The organism is Streptomyces sp. NPDC111606 (genome assembly GCF_055656945.1).
Genome location: NZ_JBVKBY010000007.1, coordinates 108,371 through 129,974, shown reverse-complemented (window position 1 = coordinate 129,974; position 21,604 = coordinate 108,371). Strand labels below are relative to the sequence as shown.

Below are 21,604 nucleotides of genomic sequence, written 5' to 3'. Positions count from 1 at the left end.
GCTCCATCCCTTTCCCGTCCGGACAGTTGAGGGCGATGAAACACACCTGAGGAACACCGAGGAGCCCTCAATGTCGACGCTGCGCGTCACCGCCGAAGTGCTGACCGTCCACGAACATCCCAACGCCGACGCGCTGGAGCTGGCCCAGGTGGGTCTGTACCGTGCCGTCGTCGCCAAGGGCGCGTACCGCACGGGTGATGCCGCCGTGTACATCCCCGAGCAGTCCGTGCTGCCGGCCGGGCTGATCGAGGAGCTGGGGCTGACCGGGCGGCTCGCGGGGAGCAGGGCCGACCGGGTCAAGGCGGTGCGGCTGCGCGGTGAGCTGTCGCAGGGGATCGTGTGCCGACCCCACGCGCTTGCCGACGTCGATCTGGCGCGGGCGGCCGCCGAGGGTGCCGACTTCGCCGAGCGGCTCGGGATCACCAAGTGGGTGCCGCCCATCCCGCCCACGATGTCCGGCGACGTGGAGTCGGCGCCGGATCTGCTGCCGTGGGTCGACATCGAGAACATCCAGCGGTATCCGGGCATCTTCGAACCGGGTGAGCCGGTCGTGCTGACCGAGAAACTGCACGGGACGGCGTGCCTGCTGACGTATGTGGCCGACGAGGAGCGGGTGTACGTGTCCTCCAAGGGCTTCGGCTCGAAGTCGCTGGCGCTGAAGGAGGACCCACGGAACCTGTACTGGCGGGCGGTGCAGGCGCACGGCGTCGCCGAGGTCGCGGCTCGCGTGGCCGAGCGGTTGGGCGCGCGGCGGGTGGGTGTCTTCGGTGAGGTGTACGGCGCGGGGGTGCAGGACCTGACGTACGGGGCCGACGGGCGCCGGGAGACCTTGGGGTACGCCGTGTTCGACGTGTCCGCGGAGATCGACGGCCGGGTGCAGTGGCTGGACGCGGCGGAGGTGCTGAAGGGTGAACTGCCCTTGGTGCCGCGCCTGTTCGAGGGTCCGTTCGACATCGAACGGGTGCTGGAGGTCGCCAGTGGCCGGGAGACCGTATCCGGGCGGGAGCTGCATCTGCGGGAGGGCGTGGTGATACGTCCCGCTGCCGAGCGGTACAGCGCGGTGACCGGCGGGCGGGCCATCGCGAAGGCGGTCAGTCCGGCGTATCTGACGCGGAAGGGCGGGACCGAGTACGAGTGACTCGGGCCGCCGGTTCGTGGGCGCCCGGCGCTGGGCTGAGCCCGGGCCGGGTCGCTCACCCGCGCCAGCGGGGTGCCGACCCCTGGCCCTGCCTGCCCCTACCTTCCGGAACCCCCGCCACTCCTCCCGTTCCCCCGGCCTCCCCCCTGTTCCACCATCAGGCGCGAACCCGCCCGGCGTTCGCCGAAGGCGTCGTCCGGGTTGGAGAGGATGCAGGTGTCCAGGGAGAGGCAGCCGCAGCCGATGCAGTCGGTCAAGTGGTCCCGGAGGCGGTTCAGTTGCTTGATGCGTTCGTCCAGTTCCGAGCGCCAGGCCTCCGACAGGCGTGCCCAGTCCTCGTGAGTGGGGGTGCGCTCCTCGGGGAGTTCGGCGAGAGCGTCGCGGATCGTCGCCAGGGGGATGCCGACGCGTTGGGCGGCGCGGACGAAGGCGACCCGGCGGAGGGTGTCACGGGTGTAGCGGCGCTGGTTGCCGGAGGTGCGGCGGCTGCTGATCAGGCCCTTGGACTCGTAGAAGTGCAGGGCGGAGACGGCGGCGCCGCTACGGGCGGCGAGCTGGCCGACCGTGAGCTCGTGGATCTTCTCGGGGATCTGGGGCACCCCTCAAACCTACCTACCGCGGCACGGCCCCGGTCCGTTGACAGGGGCTGCGCGGCCTAGCATGCTAAGCAGTCGCTTAGAGATGGCTTGAGACACGCGACGCGAGAGGCCGGGACATGGCAGAGCCGAGGATCTTCACGGGCGCCGACGACCTGAAGGCGGCAGTGGGTGAGCAGCTGGGGTACACCGACTGGGTCGAGGTCGACCAGAAGCGGATCGACCTGTTCGCGGAGGCGACCGGCGACCACCAGTGGATCCATGTGGATCCCGAGAAGGCCGCCGCGGGACCCTTCGGGACCACCATCGCCCACGGGTACCTCACCCTGTCCCTGCTCCCGCTCTTCGGACCCCGGCTCATCGCGGTCGAGGGCGTGAAGATGGGCGTCAACTACGGGACGAACAAGGTCCGCTTCCCCGCCCCGGTACCGGTCGGCTCCCGACTGCGCGCCACCGCCACCATCACCGGCGTCGACGACGTCACCGGCGGCGTCCAGGTGACCGTCGCCTTCACCGTGGAGCGCGAGGACGGGGACAAGCCGGTGTGCGTCGCCGAGTCCGTCTCCCGCTACTACTTCTGAGCCCCGCCCACCGCTGCGCGCGGGCTACTTCGCGCCCACCATCCGCAGCACGAGGTCGGCGTACAGCGCGCCGACCTCGTCGGGCGTCCACGGGCCGTCGACGTTGAACCAGCGGGCCACGTCGATGCACAGCGAGAGGACGGCGAGGGTCGTGCCCTTCACGTCCAGCACGTCGAAGGCACCGGCGGCCACACCGTCCTCGATGATCGCGCGGACCTCGGCGTCGCACTGCCGGCGCAGCGCGAGGATCTCGTCGCGGGCGTCCGGGCCGAGCGAGTCGAGCTCGTACTGCACGACCCGCGCGGTCGTGCGTCCCCCGGCGTGCCAGCGGACGAAGGAGCTCACCGCGTCGGCGAGCCGCTCGTTCGGCGTGCCGTCCCGGCGGGCCGCCGTCTGCAGGATCTCGAGGGCCTTTTCGTGGCCGATCCTGCTGATGCGGTGGAGCAGCTCTTCCTTGGTCTTGTAGTGGATGTAGAGCGCGGCCGGGCTCATACCGGCGCGGCCCGCGATGTCACGGGTCGTGGTGGCGTGGTAGCCGCGCTCGGCGAAGGCCTCCACGGCGGCGATCAGCAGCCGCCGGGCCGCGTCGGGCGTGACCTCACCCCACGCCGACGTCTCGCCGTCGGCCGTGTCCTCCGCCGTACTCATCGCTCACTCGCCCCTCTCGCTGACAGAGCCACCACCATACCGCCGATACTGAGCGAGCGCTTAGTGAGGCGGCCGGGAGGGGCCTGAACGAGCCGGACCGGGCCGGACCCCGGCCGGTCCCGCGCGCCCGGGCTCAGATCTTCTCGAAGGGGTCGTGATCGGCGAGCAGCTTCTCCAGCCGGGCCTGGTCGACCCGGCTGACGATCTGCCCGGCCTCCTGACGGTCCCGGATGACCTTGGCGAGCGTGAACGCCGAGGTCACCAGGTAGAGAACGGCGATCGCGAGGAAGCCGCGCACCCAGGCGTCGGCGCTCAGCTGGTAGATGCCGATGCCGGTGGCGGCCATGGCGACCGCGAAGGACGCGACGGACTGACCGTAGAAGGCGGCCGTACTCTGCTGCTTGACCGGTGTGTCACTCATGGGCCAAGGGTCGGCGAACGTGCCCCGTGCCACATCCGCTGAACTACTCAGCCACGTACTCAGAACGCCGAAACCCCGGTCAGCGCCCGCCCGATGACCAGCTTCTGGATCTGACTCGTGCCCTCGTACAGGGTCATCACGCGGGCATCGCGCAGCAGCTTGCCCGCCGGGTACTCGTCGATGTAGCCGTAGCCGCCGAAGACCTGAAGCGCGTTGTTGGCGGCACGGACCGCGGCCTCCGAGGCGAACAGCTTGGCCTTGGAGGACTCGACGGCGAAGGGCAGCCCGCGGTCGATCAGGTCGGCGACCCGCCAGGTCAGCAGCCGAGCCGCGTCCACGTCGACGGCGATGTCGCTGATCAGCTCCTGGACCAGCTGGTGCCGGGCGATGGACTTGCCGAACTGCTCACGTTCGCCGGCGTAGCGGACGGCCGCGTCCAGGGCGGCCTGGGCTATGCCCACACACCCGGCGGCGACCGACATCCGCCCCTTGGCCAACGCCGACATCGCGACCGAGAAGCCCTTGCCCTCCTCCCCCAGCATGGCCGACGCGGGCACCCGTACGTCCTCGAGGACCAGCTCGGCAGTGGCCTGACCGCGCAGGCCGAGCTTGCCGTGGATGGTGCGGCGGGTCAGGCCGGGAGTGTCGGTGGGGACCAGGAAGGCGGAGACGCCCTTGTGGCCGGGCGCGTCGGTGGAGCGCGCGAAGAGCAGGACGACATCGGCCCAAGTGCCGTTCGTGATGAACATCTTGGTGCCGTTGAGGACGTAGTCGCCGCCGTCGCCTACCGCCCGCGTGGCGAGGTTGCCGGCGTCGGAGCCGGTGTCCGGCTCGGTGAGGCCGAAGCAGCCGACCTGCTCACCGGAGGTGAGCCCGGGCAGCCAGCGGCGCTTGTGCTCCTCGCTCCCCCATGCGGCGATGGTCTTGGCGACCAGGCCGAGGGAGACCGACACGATCCCGCGCACCGAGGAGTCGCCCCGGCCCAGCTCCTCCGTGACCAGGCAGTACGCCAGGTGGTCGCCGCCCGAGCCGCCGTACTCCTCGTCGATGGTCAGGCCCAGGAAGCCGACCTCGCCGAGCTTCTTGACGACTCCGCGGTCCACCTCCTCGGCCCGGTCCCACGCGACGACGTGCGGGGCGACTTCGCGGTCCACGAAGTCGCGGGCGAGTTGCCGGACGGCGGTCTGCTCGTCGCTGAGCTCCAGATTCATGCCGAGTCACCCCACAGAGAACGGACTTCGACGGCCGTACATTGAAAGCCGTACATTTAAATTAGCACTGCTAGTTTCTGTCCGGCAGCCCTACTATGTGCGCCATGGCCCGACCGCGCAAGCCCCTCCTCAGCTACGACCGGATCGTCGCGACGGCTCGCGAACTCGTGGACGCGGAGGGCCTCGCGGCCGTCTCCACGCGTCGGCTCGCCGCCGAGCTGGGCGTGAGCGGGCCCTCCCTCTACAACCACTTCCGTACGAAGGACGAGATCCTGGAGGCGGTCGCCGACTCGGTCAGCGCGCAGGTCGATCTGTCGATGTTCGAGGACGGCCGGGAGTGGCGCACCGCGCTGCACGACTGGGCCGTCTCCTACCGGGCCGCCCTGCGCGACCACCCGAACATCGTCCCGGTCCTCGCCCGCGGCCCCGGCCGCCGCCCGGCCGCGCTGCGGCTCGCCGACGCCGTCTACGGCGCGATGGTCGAGGCGGGCTGGCCCCCGGCGCAGGCCACGTCCATCGGTGCGCTGATGCGGTACTTCATCATGGGCTCGGCGCTCGGCTCGTTCGCCGGGGGCTTCGTGGACGACGCGAGCGCGTACGACCCCGCCGACTACCCCCACCTCGGGCAGGCCCACCTCCTCTCCGAGCTGCAGGAGAAGATCGACGAGCGCGCCTTCGAGACGGGCCTGACGGCGCTGCTGGACGGTCTCGCGCGGCAGTACGAGCAGGTCGGGCGGGCCACGTAGGCACGCCTCCCGACACTTCGGCGAACGCCGAAGTGTCCGTGTCGCATGCTGGGACCCATGACCACCAGGGACCCCCAGGCAGCGCAGCTGGCCCGCCTCGCCGGACTCATCGCCGACGAGACCCGGGCGGCCTGTCTGCTGGCGCTGCTCGACGGGCGGGCGTGGACCGCCGGTGAGCTGGCCCGGCACGCCGGGGTCGCCGCGTCGACGCTGAGCGAGCATCTGGGCAAGCTCGTCGCGGGCGGGCTGCTCGCCGAGGAGCGACAGGGACGGCATCGGTACGTACGGCTGGCCGACGCGCGGGTTGCCCAGCTGGTGGAGGACCTCGCCGCGCAGGTCGGCCCGGGGACGGACCGTCGGCCCCGGAACCTGCGGGAGTCCAGCGCCGGCTCGGCCATGGCCCGCGGCCGCACCTGCTACGACCATCTCGCCGGACGGCTCGGTATCGCCGTCACCGACGCGCTGACCTCGCGCGGGCTGCTGCGGCAGGACACCGGGTTCGCGCTGACCGACGCGGGGCTGGGCTGGTTCGACGCCGTCGGCATTTCGCTCGACCGTGCCGGACGCCGGCCGCTGGCCCGGGCCTGTCTCGACTGGACCGAACGCCGCCCTCATCTGGCCGGGGTCGCGGGCGCGGCACTGTGCCGGCACGCGCTGGAGGAGGGGTGGTGTGTGCGGATCGGGTCGGAGCGGGCCGTGAAGGTGACTCCGTCGGGTGAGCGGGCGTTGGGGGAGCTGCTCGGAATGGATGCGGGGGCGTTGCGGTGAGGCGGGTGGCTGTGGGGGGTGTGCTGCGTCGGGTGCGGGTGCGTGGAGGGGGTGCTGCGTCGTGTGCCGGGTGCGGGTGCGTGGGGGCTGGTCGCGCAGTTCCCCGCGCCCCTTGGGTGGCCGAGTGGACGCCGGTTGGCCGGGCACCGTCCCCGCACCCATCGCCACGTCCGAAATCCGCGAGACCTTGCCCTGCCTTTCCTCCTAGCCTCGGGAGCATGATGAGCACCTCCTCCGCCCACCCCGCCCGCCGTCCCGAACTTCTCGCTGCCGGTGCGGCCACTGTGACCGTCGTGCTGTGGGCCTCGGCCTTCGTGTCCATTCGGAGCGCGGGGGCCGAGTACTCGCCCGGCGCGCTCGCGTTGGGGCGGCTGCTTGTCGGCGCGCTGGTGTTGGGGGGCATCTGCCTGGTCCGGCGGGAGGGTCTGCCGCCGCGGGCGGCCTGGCCCGGCATCGCGATATCGGGCCTGCTGTGGTTCGGCTTCTACAGCGTCGTGCTGAACTGGGGCGAACAGCAGGTGGACGCCGGTACGGCGGCTCTCGTGGTGAACATCGGGCCCATCCTGATGGCCCTGCTGGCCGCCCGGGTGCTCGGCGATCCGATGCCGCCGCGGCTGCTGGCCGGAATGGCGGTGTCGTTCGCGGGCGCGGTGACCGTGGGACTGTCGATGTCGGGTGGGGGTGGCTCCTCGCTGCTCGGCGTGGTGCTGTGCCTGCTCGCCGCGATCGGCTACGCGGGCGGTGCCGTGGCGCAGAAGCCGGCGCTCGGCCATGCGAGCGCGCTCCAGGTGACGACGTTCGGGTGCCTGGTCGGGGCGGTGCTCTGCCTGCCGTTCGCCGGGCAGCTGATCGGCGATCTGGCCGACGCCTCGCTGTCGGCCACGCTCAACATGGTCTACCTGGGCGTCTTCTCGCTGGCGCTGGCCTTCACGACCTGGGCGTACGCCCTGGCCCGTACGACCGCCAGCCGTATGGGCGCGACCACGTACGCGGTGCCCGCGCTCGTCGTGCTGATGTCCTGGCTGACGCTGGGCGAGGTGCCGGGGCTGCTCACCCTGGCGGGCGGGGCGCTGTGTCTGGCCGGGGTCGCCGTGTCGCGCTCCCGCGCTCGGGGCGCCCGGGTCGTGGCCGGTGCGCCACAACCCGAGCAGACCCGTGAGTCAGCGTGAACGCGCCCTGTCCGCAAGGACCTTGATGGACAGCAGGGCGATCACCGACAGGCCGATGATGTAGGCCGAGACCGCCATCGACGTGCCCGTGGTCTCCAGCAGCAGCACCATGACGAACGGGGCGAGACCCCCGCCGAGCACGGCCGCGATCTGGTAGCCGAGGGAAGCGCCCGTGTAGCGCATCTCGGGCGTGAACAGCTCGGCGAACAGGGCCGCCTGGGGGCCGTACATGATGCTGAGGAAGCAGCTGGCGACGAACGTGGCGACGGCCAGCCACAGGAGTGAGCCGGTGTCGATCAGCAGGAACAGCGGTACGGCCCACAGCGCGATGCCGACCGCGCCGATCGCGTAGATACGGATGCGGCCGAACTTGTCGGAGAGCGCGGCGGCGGCCGGGATCAGCACCAGCTGGGTGAGGCTGATGCAGAGCGAGACGGTGAGGACGGCGCTCTTCTTCATACCGAGTTCGCGGGTCGTGTAGTCGAGCACGCCGGTGATGATGATGTAGAAGGTCGCCGTGTTCACGGCGAAGGAGCCTCCGGCGAGGAGCACCGTACCGAGGTGGTCGCGCAGGATCGTCCGCAGCGGAGATGACTGCTCGCCCTTCTCCTTCTCGGCCAGCTTCTTCTCCGCGTCCCGGAATTCGGGGGTCTCCTCGACGCGCGTGTGGATGTACCAGGCGAGCACGAGGACGAGCAGGCCGACGAGGAACGGCACACGCCAGGCCCAGGCCGCGAACTCGGAGTCGCTGGTGAACGCGCCGGCCAGCAGGAACACGGTGTTGGCGGTCACCACGCCGATGGGGACGCCGAGCTGGACGAAGCTGCCGTAGATGCCGCGCTTGCCCTCGGGGGCGTACTCGGTGGCCATCAGCATCGCGCCGCCCCACTGGGCGCCGACGGCGATGCCCTGCAGCACGCGGAAGAGGACCAGCAGGATCGGGGCGGCGACGCCGATCGTGTCGTAGGTCGGGAGCAGGCCGATGCCGGTGGTGGCGATGCCCATGAGGGTGAGCGCGAGGACCAGCATCGGCTTGCGGCCGCGCTTGTCGCCCAGCTGGCCCGCGACGATGCCGCCGATGGGCCGGGCCAGGAAGCCGACGGCGAAGGTCGCGAAGGACGCGAGCACCCCGGCGGTGGGGCTGCCGGCCGGGAAGTACAGGTCTCCGAGAACGAGAGCGGCGGCGATGCCGAAGACGAAGTAGTCGTACCACTCCACGGCTGACGCGAGAGCGGCGGCGGTGGCGACGCGGCGGCGGTTGCCGGCGGCGGGCGCGGTAGGGGTGAGCGGCTGGGCGGAAGGTGCCGTGTCCATGCGTGCACACTCCGATGGGTGCTGGGGACGGAACGGGGGATGGCTCAGGTTCCGGGGAACGTACTGACCGGACGGTATGTACGTCAACGGTCGTACAGCAGGAGTTTTTACCTGCACATGGCACACAGAGCGGGCCCGGGCATGCCTGCGGCCCCGACCTCGCACGGAGGCCGGGGCGCGCGGAAAGCAGGGCTAGAACACCACCAGCGCCCTGCCGCCCTTCCCCGCGAGCATGTTCTCGAAGGCCGCCGGGATGCCCTCCAGGCCGATCCGTTCCGTCACGAGCGCGCCCAGGTCCAGGCGGCCCGCGCGTACGTGCTCGGCAAGGACCGGCACGTCCCGCGCCGGGTCGGAGTTGCCGTAGACGCAGCCGGAGAGGGTCCGGCCCCAGTGGAAGATCTCCAGGGCGTTGAAGGTGACCTGCTGGTCCTTGCCGCCGATGCCGACGACCGTGGTGCGGCCGCCGCGGCGGGTGGAGTCCCAGGCCGTGCGGATCGTGGTCGCGCGGCCCACGCACTCGACGGCCACGTCCACGCCCTGCTTGTCCGTCAGCCCTCGGATCTCGCGGGCGGTGTTCTCGGAGGCGACCACGTAGTCGGTGGCTCCGGCCGCGCGCGCCAGTTCCTCCTTCGCCGGGGAGACGTCGACCGCGACGATGCGTCCGGCACCCGCGATACGGGCCGCCTGCAGTGCCGCGAGCCCCACTCCCCCGACGCCGTACACCGCGACCGTCTCGCCGGGCTGGACCCGCGCCGAGTGGTGGACGGCGCCGTAGCCGGTGAGGACCGCGCAGCCGAGGAGGGCGGCGTCGGTGAGGGGGATGCCGGCCGGGAGCGGCAGGACGCAGCCCGCGGGCACGACCGTCTCCTCGGCGAACGCGGCGACATTCAGACCGGGGTGCAGGTCGGTCCCGTCGGCGGTGCGGGCGTACACGTCGGCGGCGCCGTTGAGGGCGTTGGCGCACAGCCAGACCTCGCCGAGCGAGCAGGCGTGACAGCTGCCGCAGGACGGGGCCCAGTTGAGGACGACCTCGGCGCCGGGCGCGACATGGGTGACGCCCTCGCCGACGGCGACGACCGTGCCGGCGCCCTCGTGGCCGAGGACGGCGGGGACCGGCACCCGCATGGTGCCGTTGGACAGGGACAGGTCGGAGTGGCACACCCCGGCGGCGGCGAGACGGACGCGGACCTGGCCGGGGCCGGGGTCGGGAAGCTCGATGTCCGTGATCTTCAACGGGGCGCCCACTTCGGGCAGGACGGCTGCGCGTACCACGTGAACGCTCCTCAGAACTGCAGGGACTTGGTCTGGAGGTACTCGGCGAGACCGTGCGAGCCGAGCTCGCGGCCGACGCCGGACTGCTTGTAGCCGCCGAAGGGGGCGAGCGGGTTGAAACGGCCGCCGTTGATGTCGACCTGTCCGGTGTCCATACGGCGGGCGAAGGCCACCGCCTCCGCCTCGTCCCCCGCCCAGACCGCGCCGGCGAGGCCGTAGACGGTGCCGTTGGCGATGCGCAGGGCGTCCTCCTCGTCCTCGTAGCGCAGGACGGACAGGACCGGGCCGAAGATCTCCTCCTGGGCGATCGTCATCTGCGGGGTCACGTCGGCGAAGACGGTCGGGGAGACGAAGTAGCCCTGTTCGCGTGGCGATTCGGGGCCGCCGGCCACCAGCCGCGCGCCTTCCGCCACGCCCTTGGCGATGTAACCGCGCACCCGCTCCTGCTGCTTGGCGTTCACCACCGGGCCGATCCGCTCGCCGTACTTCGCGGCGGCGGCCGTGGCCAGCTCGACGGCCTCGTCGTACTGGTCCCGGTGCACCAGCATCCGCGTCCAGGCGCTGCACGTCTGCCCGGAGTTGGACATGACGTTGGCGACGCCGACGTTGACCGCCTTGGCCAGGTCGGCGCTCGGCAGGATGACGTTGGCCGACTTGCCGCCGAGCTCCAGGGCGACCTTCTTGATCGCCACGCCGGCGACCGCGGCGATCTGCCGGCCGACGGCCGTGGAGCCGGTGAAGGAGACCAGGTCGACGCCCGGGTGCTCGGCGAGCGCCTGGCCCGCGACCGGGCCGAGGCCGGTGACCAGGTTGAAGACGCCCGCGGGGACGCCGGCCTCGTGCACCGCCTCGGCGAAGAGCTGGGCGACCAGCGGCGTGTCCTCGGCGGGCTTCAGCACGACCGTGCAGCCGGCGGCCAGCGCCGGGGCGACCTTGGCGACGATCTGGTGGAGCGGGTAGTTCCAGGGCGTGATCGCGCCGACCACGCCGATGGGCTCGTGGTGGACGGTGGAGTTGCCGACCTTCTCCTCGAAGGCATACGTCGCCGCGAGTTCGGCGTAGCTGCCCGCGACCGCGATCGGCAGGCCCGCGTGCACGGTCTGCGAGAGCTTCAGCGGCGAGCCGAGCTCGGCGGTGACCGTCTCGGCGATCTCGTCCTTGCGGGCCTCCAGTGCGTCCCGGAGGGCGGTCAGCCGGGCGGCCCGTTCCGCGGGCGGGGTGGCGGCCCAGGCCGGGAGGGCGGCACGGGCGGCCCGTACAGCGGTGTCGACGTCGGCGGCCGTACCGGCCGGGACCTGGCCGATGACCTGCTCGTCGGCCGGGTTCACGACGTCGATGGTGTCCGGGCCGGTGGCGGGGCGCCACTCGCCGTCGATGTACATGCCGTCGTGCGCCTTCATGGTGCGTCCTCCCGGGCTGGGCCGTGTCGTCGTGCGACTCATAAACTAGCGGCGATAGTTTTCGGGCGCCAGGCTCCCCCGGTTTCAGAAGTCCACTCCGGCCCGGTCGTCCACCCTAGCCACGGCCTCCTGACCGAACTGCTTCGCGTAGGCCCGGCGGATCTCCTCGATCTTCCCGTCGCTCGCGGCCGCCCGCCCCACCGGGTACAGCAGGATCAGCTCGTACGACCGCTCCTTCTCGATCGCCCCGCTCGCGTCCCGCCACTGCCCGCGCCCGCTCTGCACGGTCAGGCCGTCCGGGAAGTCCGGCGTGACCTCCTCGTCGACGAACGCCATGAACTGCCGGTCGGTGACGGCCGGGCCGCCGTCGGGGCGCGCAGTGCCGAAGAAGAGCTGCGTCTGCACGTACGGCTCACCCCGCGACGGCGCCGAGGCGGTTCCGTCGTCGAGAGTGGCGTACGCGGTGGGCGCGCCGACGGCCAGCAGCAGACCGGACACCACCAAGGCGGTCCTGGTTCGGGTGAGTTGCACGTTCATGCACCCATGGCTACCTATGCCCGGAGTGTCTTATTCATCCAAATCCGGCAGTCGCGCCGGGGCCGGGCAGATGCGGTCGCCGTGCTGGTCGAAGACGAACAGGTGGGCGATGTCGACGAGGAGCGGGACCTGCATGCCGTGCCGGAGGTCGATGTCGGGCGTGGTGCGCACGATGAGATCGCCGGGCAGCCGGCCCTCGGGCGGCGCCAGGTCGGCAGCGGCGTCGGCCGGATGCTCCAGCGTCACCACCGGACCGGCGCGCAACGCGCCCGCCTTGCTGCGGAGCCGCTCCAGCACCGTGCCGGCATCACGGCGGCGCCGCCGGACCGGCGGGACTGCGCGCGGCGCCTCCAGGTCCGGTACGACGGCCGGCTGGGAGCCGGTGTTGAAGTGGACGAGGACCTCGTGCCCCTGGAACTCCACGTGCTCGACGAGGCCGGTGATGTGCACCTCGCCGGGGCGGGCGGTGGCGGGCGAGGCGATCCGCACCGCCTCCGAGCGCAGGCCCACGATCACCTCGCGGCCCTGCTGGACGCGGAGCAACTGGTGGTCCAGGGACAGGGGTTCGGGCAGCCGGAGGTACTGCTTGCCGAGGCTGATGGTCATCGCGCCGTCCAGCGGGGCGCGTACGAGGCCGCGCAGGAGGTTGATGCGCGGGGTGCCGATGAAGGCGGCGACGAAGACGTTGCGGGGCAGGGCGTACACCGAACGCGGGGTGCCGACCTGCTGGAGGACGCCGCCGCGCAGGACGGCCACCCGGTCGCCGAGCGACATCGCCTCGGCCTGGTCGTGGGTGACGTACACCGTGGTGACGCCCAGCTTCCGGGTGAGAGCGGAGATTTCGGCGCGCAGGTGGTTGCGCAGCTTGGCGTCGAGATTGGACAGCGGCTCGTCCATCAGGAAGGCGGCGGGGTGGCGGGCGATGGCCCGGCCCATGGCGACGCGCTGGCGTTCGCCGCCGGAGAGCTGGGCGGGGAAGCGGTCGAGGAGGTCCTCGATGCCCAGCATGCGCGCGGTGGCGTCCACACGTGCGCGGGGATCCTCGCCGGGCGACTCGATGCGCAGCGGGAAGCCGATGTTGTCGCGGCTCGTCATGCTCGGATAGAGGGCGAAGTTCTGGAAGACCATCGCCATGTGCCGGTCGGCGGGCAGCAGGTCGTTGGACCACTCGCCGTCCAGCTGCAGCTCGCCCTCGTCGATCTCCTCCAGCCCGGCGATCATCCTCAGCACGGTGGACTTGCCGCAGCCGGAGGGCCCGAGGAGGACGAGGAATTCGCCGGGCTCGATGTCCAGCGAGAGCCGGTCCACGACCCGGACGCCTCGCGTGTACGACTTGCTCACCTGGTGCAGGGATATGGCGCGTGTCATGACGGCTGCCCCCGGGGGCTCATTTGCTCCGCGGTCGAACGCCTCGTGCGGGTCGTACGGGGCGTATGAGTCACGGAAGCTAACGGAATGTGTGCGGCTGGGGGAAGGGACTGGGCGGAATCGGGCGTGGTGGTCCGGCAGATGAGAAAGCGGACGGCCACATTCAGCGCTTGTCGGCCGCCGCGCGTAGCTCACGGGTCGCGATGAGATGGGCGAAGACGACGACATTGCCCGAATAGCCGGTCCGGCGGTCGTAGTTGCCGCCGCAGGTGATCAGCCGCAGCTCGGGACGGCTCCGGACGCCGTACACCTCCCGGTTGGGGAACTTGTCCTTCTCGTACGACTTGATGGCGTCCACCTTGTAGACGGCGGCGCGGCCGTCGGCACGCCGGACCTCGATGCGTTTGCCGCGCTTCAGTTCGCCGAGCCCGCCGAAGACGGCGGGGCCGGTGTTGGTGTCGAGATGGCCCACTGCGATGGCGGTGCCCTGCTCACCGGGTGACGGCCCGTCGGCGTACCAGCCGGCCACCTCGGGCTCGTCCTCGGGGGGTGCGGGCAGTCGCCGCTCGCTGTCGAGGCGCAGGTCGATGAGGGTGGCGTCGACGCCGATGAAGGGGATGACGAGGCGGGTCGCACGGGAGCGGGGCAGGGGGCGGGGCGCGGCCGGGCGCTTGGCCGCCTCCTCCTTGTCCGCGGGGCTCGGGGGTGGTGGGGAGGGGCTGTTGGCCGCGCTTTCGGGCGGGGTCCGCGTTTCGGAGGGAGCGGGTTGCCGGGGCGACGCCTCGCGGGCGGCGGCGCCCGCGTCCGTGGCGCCGGGGCGGGAGTCGGCGCCCGCCCCGCCGGCACCGGAACCGGTGCCGGCGGATCGGACCTCGGAGGCCTCGGGGGAGCCCGGAGCGGCCGTATCCACTCCGGGCCGCTCGTGGTCGCACCGGACGCCGACCACCACCAGCGCGGCGGCCAGTACGGCCGTCCTCGTCAGACGGTAGGCGCGCCTCCGGTACCAGGGCCTGCGTCGCCTCCTACGCGCCATGCGTACGACGACGGAGCCGGAACCACATCACCCCGCCCACCGCGGCCAGGCCGACGACGCCGGCACCGGCGACCGTGGTGAACGCCTCGTCGCGAGCGATCCCGCCGCCACCGGCCGGCGGACCGCCCTGCGGGCCGGGCGAGGGCGTCGACATCGAGGACCGGCAGTCGACCGTGAAGCTCTTCTCCCGCTCGGGGGCCGTGGCGCCCGGGTACGTCCAGTAGAGCCGGTACTGCCCGTCGGGCAGCGTCAGGTCCGCGGAGTGACCGGCGCCGTTCGCCAGGTTGATGGTCCCGGTGAGCCCGGCAGCTCCGCCGACCGGGGGTTCGGCCGCGATGCGGTAGGTGGCGCTCGTCACCTCTTCGAAGTTGAGCGCGTCGAGGTAGAACCGGCAGACCCGCGGCTCGTCGATCGCGTCTCCGTACGGCGTGCGCGCGACCCCGTCCCACGGTGCCGTGTGGATCTTGATGGTGGCATTCTCCTGGGCGCCCGCCGTCGGCAGCCCCGTGAGCGGCGTGAGCGCGGCAGTGAGCGCCGTGACGGCGGCGATACGCAGTCCGGCGCGGCGTGGAAGAGGCGTGGTGGGCATGCGAGTCCTCCGAGTCAGACGATTTTCGTACAAATAGCCCTTTGCCTGACTCTCTTTCACATGCGCGCGACGAATCGGGGGAGCATCGCCCTACGACCCGTCAGATACCACTCTTTCGCCCCAATGCCGGTCTGGCGCCGCCCCGCTCGCCGGCGTCCTCCGACTCCCCCACCGGCCTTGTGCGCGCCCGCAGCGCGACCCCCGCCGACAGCAGCAACAGCGCTCCCAGCATCACGAACGGCGCCGCCACGCCCGCGAGGCCCGCGATCAGGCCCGCCGACGCGGGCGCGGCGACCTGTCCGAGGCGGTTGCCGGTCAGCCGCAGGGCGAGGGCCGTGGAGCGGGCACCGTCGGGGGACGCCTGGACGACCGTCGTCATGGACAGCGGCTGTCCGACGCCGAGGCAGAAGCCGAGCAGGGCCAGGATCAGGGCCAGCGCCCACACCGGCACCGGCAGCGCGATCCCGGCGCAGAGCAAGGCCGCCAGCAGACAGGTCACGGTCAGCAGCAGGGTCCGGCCGAGGAGCCGCAGCAGGGGCGTCAGGACCAGGCGGCAGGCGATGGTGGCCGCCGCGCGCAGGCTGAGCAGGAGGCCGATCACGGACGGAGCGATGCCCCGGTGCTCGCCGACCACCGGGAGGTAGGCCGTGAGGATGTCGGTCGCGGACAGCACGGCGAGGCTGATGAAGATGCCGGCGGGCACACCCCGGGCGCGCAGGATGCGCCGGACGGGGACGCGTTCGCCCCGGTCCTTGCCGGACCCGGCCGTCGTACGGCTCTCTATGCGCCACAGCGAGGTCAGCGCGACAGCGCCGCCCGCGCCCGCCACCAGCAGGGCGAGGGCGCTGGTCCCCGCCATGTCCCGGCCGCCGATCAGCGCGCCCGCGGCGACCGGGCCGATCAGCTGGCCGAGCGAGGCGCCGATCGTGAAGTGGCCGAAGTTGCGGTCCTGTTCGTGCGGGGCGGACTGGCGGGCCACGAGCGACTGGGCGCCGATGACGAAGCAGAGGTGGCCGAGGCCCATGACCCCGCTCCAGATCGCCATCGCCCACAGGGAGTCCGCGAGGCCGCTCATGGCGCAGCCGCCGGAAATCAGGACGACGCCGACGGGCAGCAGCGGCGCACACCGGCCGTGGTCGGTGCGGCGGCCCAGGGGGACGGCGACGAAGAGCGGCAGCAGGGCGTACACACCCGCGATCACGCCGATCGCCCGCTCGTCGGCGCCCAGCGCGAGGGCCCGGTAGGAGACGGCGGGCCGGGCCATCGACACCGCCCCCTGCGCGAAGCTGAAGGCGATGACGAGGCGGAGCAGCCAGCCGCGGTTCCCACCGGGCGCCATGATCGTGTTCCTCCAGAGGCCGGGATTACCGGAGCCAGGGAGCCCCGGAAGGGTGCTTGCGCGCGGGATCAGATGATTCCGAAGAGGATTCCCGCCGCGAGGATGATGAGGCAGGTGAGCGCCGCCCACTTCACCACGAACTTGGTGTGGTCGCCGAACTCCACCTTGGCCATACCGACCAGGACGTACACGGCCGGGACGAGCGGGCTCGACATGTGCAGCGGCTGGCCGACCAGGGAGGCGCGGGCCATCTCCAGCGGGGTGACGCCGTGCGCCGCGCCGGCCTCGGCGAGCACCGGCAGGACGCCGAAGTAGAAGCCGTCGTTCGACATGAAGTAGGTGAGCGGGAGGCTCAGGACGCCGGTGACCAGGGCCATGTGCGGGCCCATGCCCTCGGGGATGACGTCCACCATCCACTTGGCCATGTGGTCCACCATGCCGGTGCCCTGGAGGACGCCGGTGAAGACGGCGGCGGCGAAGACCATGCCGGAGACGTTGAGGACGTTGTCGGCGTGGGCGGCGAGGCGGGCCTTCTGGTCCGGGATGTGCGGGAAGTTGACCGTCAGGGCGAGCGCGGCGCCGAGCAGGAACAGCACCGGGATCGGCAGCCACTCCATGATCATGGCGGTCAGCAGGGCGCCCGTGAGCAGCGCGTTGAACCAGTACAGCTTGGGACGCAGCGTGGTCCGGTTCGGGTCGAGGACCTGGAAGCGCTCCGCGTCGCCGTCCTCGTCGTCGCTCTCGGCGTCCGTGCCGGAGCCGGCGCCGCCGGTGGCCTTGCCCGTGCCGGAAGCACCGGAACCGGACCCGGCGCCGACGAGAACCGTCTCGGTCTCCTCGGCCTTCTCCTCGACCAGGACCTGGTCCAGCGTGAGCACACCCAGGCGCTTGCGCTCGCGCAGGCCGAGGAAGTACGCGAGGACGAAGACGGCCACCAGGCCGACGGCGAGGGCCGGGATCATCGGGACGAAGATGTCACTGGCGTCGAGCTTGAGCGCGGTGGCGGCGCGGGCGGTCGGGCCGCCCCACGGCAGCGTGTTCATCACGCCGTTGGCCATCGCGGCGACACCGGTCATCACGACCAGGCTCATCTTCAGGCGCTTGTACAGCGGGTACATCGCCGAGACGGTGATCATGAAGGTGGTCGAGCCGTCGCCGTCGAGCGAGACGATCGCGGCGAGGATCGCCGTGCCGACCACGATCCGCATCGGGTCGGCCTTGCAGAACTTCAGGATTCCCCGAACGATCGGGTCGAAGAGGCCGACATCGATCATCACACCGAAGTAGACGATCGCGAACATGAGCATCGCCGCGGTGGGGGCGAGGTCGGTGACGCCGTCGAGGACGTAGTCACCGAGCTTGGCGCCCTTCCCGACGAAGACGCAGAACAGTGCCGGAATCAACACGAGCGCCGCGATCGGCGACATCTTCTTCATCATGATCAGGACCAGGAAGGTCGCGATCATGGCGAAGCCAAGGATGGTCAGCATGAGTGGATACCTAACGTTCGCCCTTGAACGACCCACCAGGGCCGGCGGTGCGTTGACGTTAGGTCCCGTCAAGCGGCGTTAACAAGACGTTGACATGCGAGCAATAAGCGCAAAACTGCTGGTCACAGCTTTGCACTGCTCACAGCGCTGCCACGGTGGCCTGTTTTGCTCAGGTCTGCTGCGCCGATGTCCGCGCCGTCACCCCGCCGACTGCCTTTCTGCTGGGGGTCCGGGGGTCGTCCCCCGGGACAAGCAGCACGGGTATCCCGTTGAGGACCGCGTTGCCCGAGAGCGGGTCGAGCAGGCTGCCGTCGAGGAGCTGGTTGACGTTGACGCCGGGGTCCTTCAGCGCATGGTTCAGCCGGGTGCCGGGGCGGTTGTGGCCCCAGCCGTGCGGCAGGCTGACGACCCCGGGGCGGACCGCGTCGGTGACCTCGGCCTCCGTGACCACCTCTCCGCCGGCGCCCTTCACGCGGACGGGCGCCCCGTCCCGCAGCCCCAGCCGCTCGGCGTCCTCGGGGTGGATGTGCAGCGTGCAGCGGTTGGTGCCGCCGGTGAGCGCGGGCACGTTGTGCATCCAGCTGTTGTTGGAGCGCAGATGGCGGCGGCCGACCAGGACGAGCCCGTCGGTGCGCTCGCGCAGGGCCGCCCGCAGGCGGGGCAGGTCGTCGGCGATGGGCCGCGGCAGCAGCTCCACCTTGCCGCTGACGGTCTTCAGGGGCTGCGGCAGCCGGGACTGCAGCGGGCCGAGGTCGATGCCGTGCGGATGCGCGAGCAGCTTCTCCAGGGTGAGGCCGTCCGGTCGTACGCCGAAGCCGTCGCCGTACGGGCCGAGGCGCAGCATCATGTCGAGGCGCCGCTCGGGGCCGTTCACGCCGGTGAGTTGCGCGGCGAGTTCCTTCGGATCGCGGCCGTGGACCGGGGAGTGCGGCTCCTTGACCGCCTTGCCGAGGGTCTGGTCGATGACCAGCGTGTCGACGGCGGCCGGGTCGGCGCCGTGCATGCCCGTCGCGGCCAGGATCAGCCGGGCCAGGATCTCCGCCTCGGCCATCCGGCCCGGCTCCAGCGGGACGGCGGGGCGGGTGTAGCGGACCTGGTTGCGGACGGCGAGGGTGTTGAAGGCGAAGTCGTGGTGCGGGCTCTGCGAGGGCGGGGGCGGCGGGAGCACGACGTGGGCGTGGCGCGAGGTCTCGTTGAGGTACGGGTCGACGCTGACCATGAAGTCGAGCGAGTCGAGGGCCTTGTCGAGGCGGTCGCCGTCGGGGGACGACAGGACCGGGTTGGCGGCGACCGCGATGAGCGCCCGGACCGGCTCGCCCTCCTCGGTGGCCGTGTCGATCTCCTCGGCGAGCGCGGACAGCGGCAGCTCCCCCTTGGCCTCGGGGTGCCCGCTCACCCGCGACTGCCAGCGCCCGAGCGAGAAGCCGTGTCCGGGTCCTGCGGGGCGGGGCGTCTTGTCGGTGGCCGCCTGCGGGAAGAGGGCGCCGCCGGGGCGGTCGAGGTTGCCGGTGAGGATGTTGAGGACGTCGACGAGCCAGCTGGCCAGGGTGCCGTGCGGGACGGTGCAGCTGCCGATGCGGCCGTAGACGGCGGCGGTGGGAGCCACGGCCAGCTCGCGGGCGAGGACGCGGATGGTGCCGGCGTCCACGTCGCAGGCGTCCGCCACGGCTTCGGGGGTGAAATCCCGTACGGCGTCGGGGAGTTCGTCGAGCCCCTGGAGGTGCGGTGCCGACTCACCGGGAGCCACGAGCCCTTCCTCGAAGAGGACGGACGCCATCGCCGCGAGGAGCAGCGCGTCGGTGCCGGGCCGGATCGCGATGTGCCGGTCGGCGAGCTTGGCGGTGCGGGTGCGGCGCGGGTCGATGACGGTGAGGGTGCCGCCGCGGGCCTTGAGTGCCTTCAGCTTGCCCGGGAAGTCGGGGGCGGTGCACAGGCTGCCGTTGGACTCGAGGGGGTTGGCGCCGATGAGGAGCAGATGGTCGGTGTGGTCCAGATCCGGCACCGGGATCGCGAGGGCGTCGCCGTAGAGCAGGCCGCTGGAGACGTGCTTGGGCATCTGGTCGACCGTTGAGGCGGTGAAGATGCTGCGGGTGCGCAGGCCGGCGAGCAGGACCGGCGGGTAGAGCGCGCCGGCCACGGTGTGCACGTTGGGGTTGCCGAGCACGACGCCCACCGAGTTCGGCCCGTACCGCTCGACGACCGCCCGGACACCGGCGGCGACCGCGTCGAAGGCCTCCTCCCAGGTGGCCTCGCGCAGCTCGCCGTCCTTGCGCACCAGCGGGGTGCGCAGCCGGTCGGGGTCACCGTCGACGGCCCCGAAGGAGGCGCCCTTGGGGCAGATGAACCCCTGGCTGAACACGTCGTCGCGGTCACCGCGGGCACCGGTGACCGCGGTCCCCTCGATGGTGAGCGTCAGGCCGCAGGTGGCCTCGCACAGGGGGCAGATGCGCAGTGCGGTGCGGGACACGGGTCCTCCCGGGGTGGCGACGGCGGTGGCGCGCGGGTGAGGCAGAGCATACCGACCGGTATGCACGGAGGGGAGTCCCCTCCGGGGATGAGGTCGGAAATTCGCGAGCCGTCGGCCCGCCGGACGGCCGGGCGTCTCGGTCCGGTGGCCGCGTCAGCCCGCCGGACCGTCGGCCCTGCTCCCGACAGGGCTGCCGGTGCGGCGCCTGAGCGAGGCCGTCAGTCCAGGACCCGCGCCAGATACGCCCGCAGCATCTCCCGCGCCTCCTCGATGATCCGTTCGTCGCCCTCCGGGGCCACTCGGAACGAGAGGTGGACCAGGGTGTCGGCGGTTTCGACGGCGATGAGGAAGGTGCGGCGGAGGTCCTCGTCGGGTTCGCGGCCGAGGTAGCCGGAGAGCAGGTCGGTGAGGGCGTCGGCGACGCGGTGGTTGGGCTCGCCGCGGGTGCCGACGGGGATCTGGTTGCCGAAGTCGACGAGGGAGAAGCCGGGCGCGGTGCGCTTCATGGCGATGTACTCGTCGAGCACGGCGTCCATCGCCGCACGCCAGCCCCCGTCGTCGGCCTCCTTGAGGCGCTCGGTGACACGAGCGGTGTAGCGCTCCAGGTTGCGCTGGGCCAGGGCGTCGGCCATCTGGCGCTTGTTGCCGAAGAACCGGTAGACCGAGCCGATGGGGACACCGGCACGCTGGGCGACGGCCCGAGTGCTCAGGTCGTCGTAGCCGACCTCGTCGAGGAGGTCGGCGCAGGCGTCCAGGATCCTGGTGAGCCGTTCGGCGCTGCGCCGCTGCACAGGCGCCCGGCGAAGCGTGTCTGGGTGGGGCACGGTCTTCATGATGCCTTTCCGCCTCGGTCCGGTGAACCTCGACCCCCTGTACGGAAGCGGGTACCCGGCGCGCTCAGTGCCGCGGCGGACGCTGTCGACGTCGGCACCGGTGCCAGGGCCGTCTCCGCCTCCGATGCCGTGATGTCGGCCGTGCTCTCGACGGGGCCGTCGTCCACGGCCCACACCGTGCCGTCGTCCGCGTACAGCCGGACGGTGACCTGGTGGGTGCCGCGCGGGACGAGTTCCGCCGCGAGACGGTGGTCGGGGCCGCGCAGCCTGGCGACGAGACGGTCGTCGACGTAGAGGTACGCGAGCCCGCGGCCGGCGACCGCCCGCGCCGGGGCACCGGCGGGCGAGAAGCGGAAGTTGCGGACCGTCAGCCGTACGTCCCAGCCCCGGTCGCCGCCGTCCGGGTCCGGCTGCACCTCGATGCCGACCTCGGGGGCGTCGCCCTTGCCTACCTCTCGAAAGTGCCGTCCCTGGTCGTCGGTGTCGTCGAGGACCTTGCCCACCGGCGAGGGCGAGACTCCGTCCGCATCCATTTGCCGCGCGTCACCGGAACCGCAGCCCGCGGATCCGGTCAGCAGCAGGACACAGACCGCGAGCGCGGCGAGCAGGCTCCGCGTCCACGACATGCCCGGGAGACTAGAACACCGGTCCGAAAGCCGGATCCCCCTGGAGTCGGGTTCCCGC

21 protein-coding genes are annotated in these 21,604 nt (G+C 71.7%); 5 read left to right on the top strand and 16 right to left on the bottom strand.

The features are described 5' to 3' along the window. Positions 1–70 precede the first annotated feature (70 nt). Positions 71–1,138, top strand: a complete 1,068-nt coding sequence (locus ACZ7M7_RS25010) for an RNA ligase (ATP) (RefSeq protein ID WP_383607628.1) — start codon at positions 71–73, stop codon at positions 1,136–1,138. Between the two features lie 98 nt (positions 1,139–1,236). Here ACZ7M7_RS25010 and soxR read toward each other — a convergent pair whose 3' ends face one another. Then, the gene (gene soxR, locus ACZ7M7_RS25005; protein ID WP_383629151.1) at positions 1,237–1,737 is read right to left on the bottom strand and encodes a redox-sensitive transcriptional activator SoxR; all 501 of its coding nucleotides are present in this window, start codon (positions 1,735–1,737) and stop codon (positions 1,237–1,239) included. Between the two features lie 116 nt (positions 1,738–1,853). On the opposite strand from soxR, the gene ACZ7M7_RS25000 reads away from it, so the two are divergent. After that, a complete protein-coding gene (locus ACZ7M7_RS25000; RefSeq protein WP_472120402.1) occupies positions 1,854–2,315 on the top strand; it encodes a MaoC family dehydratase in 462 nt (153 codons plus the stop codon). Positions 2,316–2,339: 24 nt separating this feature from the next. Here ACZ7M7_RS25000 and ACZ7M7_RS24995 read toward each other — a convergent pair whose 3' ends face one another. The 3 genes from ACZ7M7_RS24995 to ACZ7M7_RS24985 all read right to left on the bottom strand — a co-directional run bounded on the left by ACZ7M7_RS24995 (position 2,340) and on the right by ACZ7M7_RS24985 (position 4,595). Then, positions 2,340–2,963 carry a TetR/AcrR family transcriptional regulator gene (locus ACZ7M7_RS24995; RefSeq protein WP_383607625.1) on the bottom strand — a complete coding sequence of 208 codons (624 nt, stop codon included), beginning with the start codon at positions 2,961–2,963 and terminating at the stop codon, positions 2,340–2,342. Between the two features lie 133 nt (positions 2,964–3,096). After that, positions 3,097–3,384 carry a YiaA/YiaB family inner membrane protein gene (locus ACZ7M7_RS24990; protein WP_383607624.1) on the bottom strand — a complete coding sequence of 96 codons (288 nt, stop codon included), beginning with the start codon at positions 3,382–3,384 and terminating at the stop codon, positions 3,097–3,099. Between the two features lie 59 nt (positions 3,385–3,443). Beyond that, entirely contained in the window at positions 3,444–4,595 is a 1,152-nt protein-coding gene (locus ACZ7M7_RS24985) for an acyl-CoA dehydrogenase family protein (RefSeq protein WP_472120399.1), read from the bottom strand. A 104-nt stretch (positions 4,596–4,699) separates the two neighbouring features. On the opposite strand from ACZ7M7_RS24985, the gene ACZ7M7_RS24980 reads away from it, so the two are divergent. The 3 genes from ACZ7M7_RS24980 (at position 4,700) to ACZ7M7_RS24970 (ending at position 7,278) form a co-directional block, all read left to right on the top strand. Then, positions 4,700–5,341, top strand: a complete 642-nt coding sequence (locus ACZ7M7_RS24980) for a TetR/AcrR family transcriptional regulator (RefSeq protein WP_383607622.1) — start codon at positions 4,700–4,702, stop codon at positions 5,339–5,341. A gap of 45 nt (positions 5,342–5,386) precedes the next feature. Next, complete coding sequence (locus ACZ7M7_RS24975) at positions 5,387–6,109, top strand: ArsR/SmtB family transcription factor (RefSeq protein ID WP_472120397.1); 723 nt, start codon at positions 5,387–5,389, stop codon at positions 6,107–6,109. 218 nt (positions 6,110–6,327) lie between these two features. Next, entirely contained in the window at positions 6,328–7,278 is a 951-nt protein-coding gene (locus ACZ7M7_RS24970) for a DMT family transporter (RefSeq protein ID WP_383607620.1), read from the top strand. Here ACZ7M7_RS24970 and ACZ7M7_RS24965 read toward each other — a convergent pair. From ACZ7M7_RS24965 to ACZ7M7_RS24910, 12 genes are all read right to left on the bottom strand, one after another. Then, positions 7,270–8,592: an MFS transporter gene (locus ACZ7M7_RS24965; RefSeq protein ID WP_472120395.1), complete on the bottom strand. Its 1,323-nt coding sequence runs from the start codon at positions 8,590–8,592 to the stop codon at positions 7,270–7,272. The two genes, ACZ7M7_RS24970 and ACZ7M7_RS24965, sit on opposite strands and share 9 nt — an antisense overlap. Before the next feature lie 192 nt (positions 8,593–8,784). After that, positions 8,785–9,864 (bottom strand): Zn-dependent alcohol dehydrogenase, encoded by a 1,080-nt coding sequence (locus tag ACZ7M7_RS24960; protein ID WP_472120393.1) that lies wholly within the window; start codon positions 9,862–9,864, stop codon positions 8,785–8,787. An 11-nt stretch (positions 9,865–9,875) separates the two neighbouring features. Then, positions 9,876–11,264, bottom strand: coding sequence for an aldehyde dehydrogenase family protein (locus ACZ7M7_RS24955; protein WP_472120391.1), 1,389 nt, complete (start codon positions 11,262–11,264; stop codon positions 9,876–9,878). Between the two features lie 84 nt (positions 11,265–11,348). Then, complete coding sequence (locus tag ACZ7M7_RS24950; protein ID WP_472120389.1) at positions 11,349–11,801, bottom strand: DUF3574 domain-containing protein; 453 nt, start codon at positions 11,799–11,801, stop codon at positions 11,349–11,351. A gap of 30 nt (positions 11,802–11,831) precedes the next feature. Further along, positions 11,832–13,169: an ABC transporter ATP-binding protein gene (locus tag ACZ7M7_RS24945; RefSeq protein ID WP_472120387.1), complete on the bottom strand. Its 1,338-nt coding sequence runs from the start codon at positions 13,167–13,169 to the stop codon at positions 11,832–11,834. Between the two features lie 163 nt (positions 13,170–13,332). Next, entirely contained in the window at positions 13,333–14,202 is an 870-nt protein-coding gene (locus ACZ7M7_RS24940) for a class F sortase (RefSeq protein ID WP_472120385.1), read from the bottom strand. Then, positions 14,192–14,791 (bottom strand): hypothetical protein, encoded by a 600-nt coding sequence (locus ACZ7M7_RS24935; protein ID WP_472120383.1) that lies wholly within the window; start codon positions 14,789–14,791, stop codon positions 14,192–14,194. The genes ACZ7M7_RS24940 and ACZ7M7_RS24935 overlap by 11 nt, the downstream gene beginning before the upstream one ends. A gap of 100 nt (positions 14,792–14,891) precedes the next feature. Beyond that, entirely contained in the window at positions 14,892–16,130 is a 1,239-nt protein-coding gene (locus tag ACZ7M7_RS24930; RefSeq protein ID WP_472120381.1) for an MFS transporter, read from the bottom strand. Between the two features lie 68 nt (positions 16,131–16,198). Further along, complete coding sequence (locus ACZ7M7_RS24925; protein WP_472120780.1) at positions 16,199–17,656, bottom strand: CitMHS family transporter; 1,458 nt, start codon at positions 17,654–17,656, stop codon at positions 16,199–16,201. Between the two features lie 133 nt (positions 17,657–17,789). Further along, positions 17,790–20,087, bottom strand: a complete 2,298-nt coding sequence (locus ACZ7M7_RS24920) for a molybdopterin oxidoreductase family protein (protein ID WP_472120379.1) — start codon at positions 20,085–20,087, stop codon at positions 17,790–17,792. Between the two features lie 218 nt (positions 20,088–20,305). Beyond that, a complete protein-coding gene (locus ACZ7M7_RS24915; RefSeq protein WP_472120377.1) occupies positions 20,306–20,920 on the bottom strand; it encodes a TetR/AcrR family transcriptional regulator in 615 nt (204 codons plus the stop codon). Then, positions 20,917–21,546, bottom strand: coding sequence for a hypothetical protein (locus ACZ7M7_RS24910; RefSeq protein ID WP_472120375.1), 630 nt, complete (start codon positions 21,544–21,546; stop codon positions 20,917–20,919). Before ACZ7M7_RS24910 ends, ACZ7M7_RS24915 begins: the two co-directional genes overlap by 4 nt. Positions 21,547–21,604 lie beyond the last annotated feature (58 nt).

Bases quoted from the DNA above. Each gene is read 5' to 3' on its own strand.
- ACZ7M7_RS24995 (WP_383607625.1), bottom strand. From the start codon at position 2,963: ATGAGTACGGCGGAGGACACGGCCGACGGCGAGACGTCGGCGTGGGGT.
- ACZ7M7_RS24970 (WP_383607620.1), top strand. From the start codon at position 6,328: ATGATGAGCACCTCCTCCGCCCACCCCGCCCGCCGTCCCGAACTTCTC.
- ACZ7M7_RS25000 (WP_472120402.1), top strand. From the start codon at position 1,854: ATGGCAGAGCCGAGGATCTTCACGGGCGCCGACGACCTGAAGGCGGCA.
- ACZ7M7_RS24915 (WP_472120377.1), bottom strand. From the start codon at position 20,920: ATGAAGACCGTGCCCCACCCAGACACGCTTCGCCGGGCGCCTGTGCAG.
- ACZ7M7_RS24910 (WP_472120375.1), bottom strand. From the start codon at position 21,546: ATGTCGTGGACGCGGAGCCTGCTCGCCGCGCTCGCGGTCTGTGTCCTG.
- ACZ7M7_RS24965 (WP_472120395.1), bottom strand. From the start codon at position 8,592: ATGGACACGGCACCTTCCGCCCAGCCGCTCACCCCTACCGCGCCCGCC.
- ACZ7M7_RS24990 (WP_383607624.1), bottom strand. From the start codon at position 3,384: ATGAGTGACACACCGGTCAAGCAGCAGAGTACGGCCGCCTTCTACGGT.
- ACZ7M7_RS24975 (WP_472120397.1), top strand. From the start codon at position 5,387: ATGCTGGGACCCATGACCACCAGGGACCCCCAGGCAGCGCAGCTGGCC.
- ACZ7M7_RS24930 (WP_472120381.1), bottom strand. From the start codon at position 16,130: ATGGCGCCCGGTGGGAACCGCGGCTGGCTGCTCCGCCTCGTCATCGCC.
- ACZ7M7_RS24940 (WP_472120385.1), bottom strand. From the start codon at position 14,202: ATGGCGCGTAGGAGGCGACGCAGGCCCTGGTACCGGAGGCGCGCCTAC.
- ACZ7M7_RS24985 (WP_472120399.1), bottom strand. From the start codon at position 4,595: ATGAATCTGGAGCTCAGCGACGAGCAGACCGCCGTCCGGCAACTCGCC.
- ACZ7M7_RS24945 (WP_472120387.1), bottom strand. From the start codon at position 13,169: ATGACACGCGCCATATCCCTGCACCAGGTGAGCAAGTCGTACACGCGA.
- ACZ7M7_RS24955 (WP_472120391.1), bottom strand. From the start codon at position 11,264: ATGAAGGCGCACGACGGCATGTACATCGACGGCGAGTGGCGCCCCGCC.
- ACZ7M7_RS24950 (WP_472120389.1), bottom strand. From the start codon at position 11,801: ATGAACGTGCAACTCACCCGAACCAGGACCGCCTTGGTGGTGTCCGGT.
- ACZ7M7_RS25010 (WP_383607628.1), top strand. From the start codon at position 71: ATGTCGACGCTGCGCGTCACCGCCGAAGTGCTGACCGTCCACGAACAT.
- ACZ7M7_RS24935 (WP_472120383.1), bottom strand. From the start codon at position 14,791: ATGCCCACCACGCCTCTTCCACGCCGCGCCGGACTGCGTATCGCCGCC.
- ACZ7M7_RS24980 (WP_383607622.1), top strand. From the start codon at position 4,700: ATGGCCCGACCGCGCAAGCCCCTCCTCAGCTACGACCGGATCGTCGCG.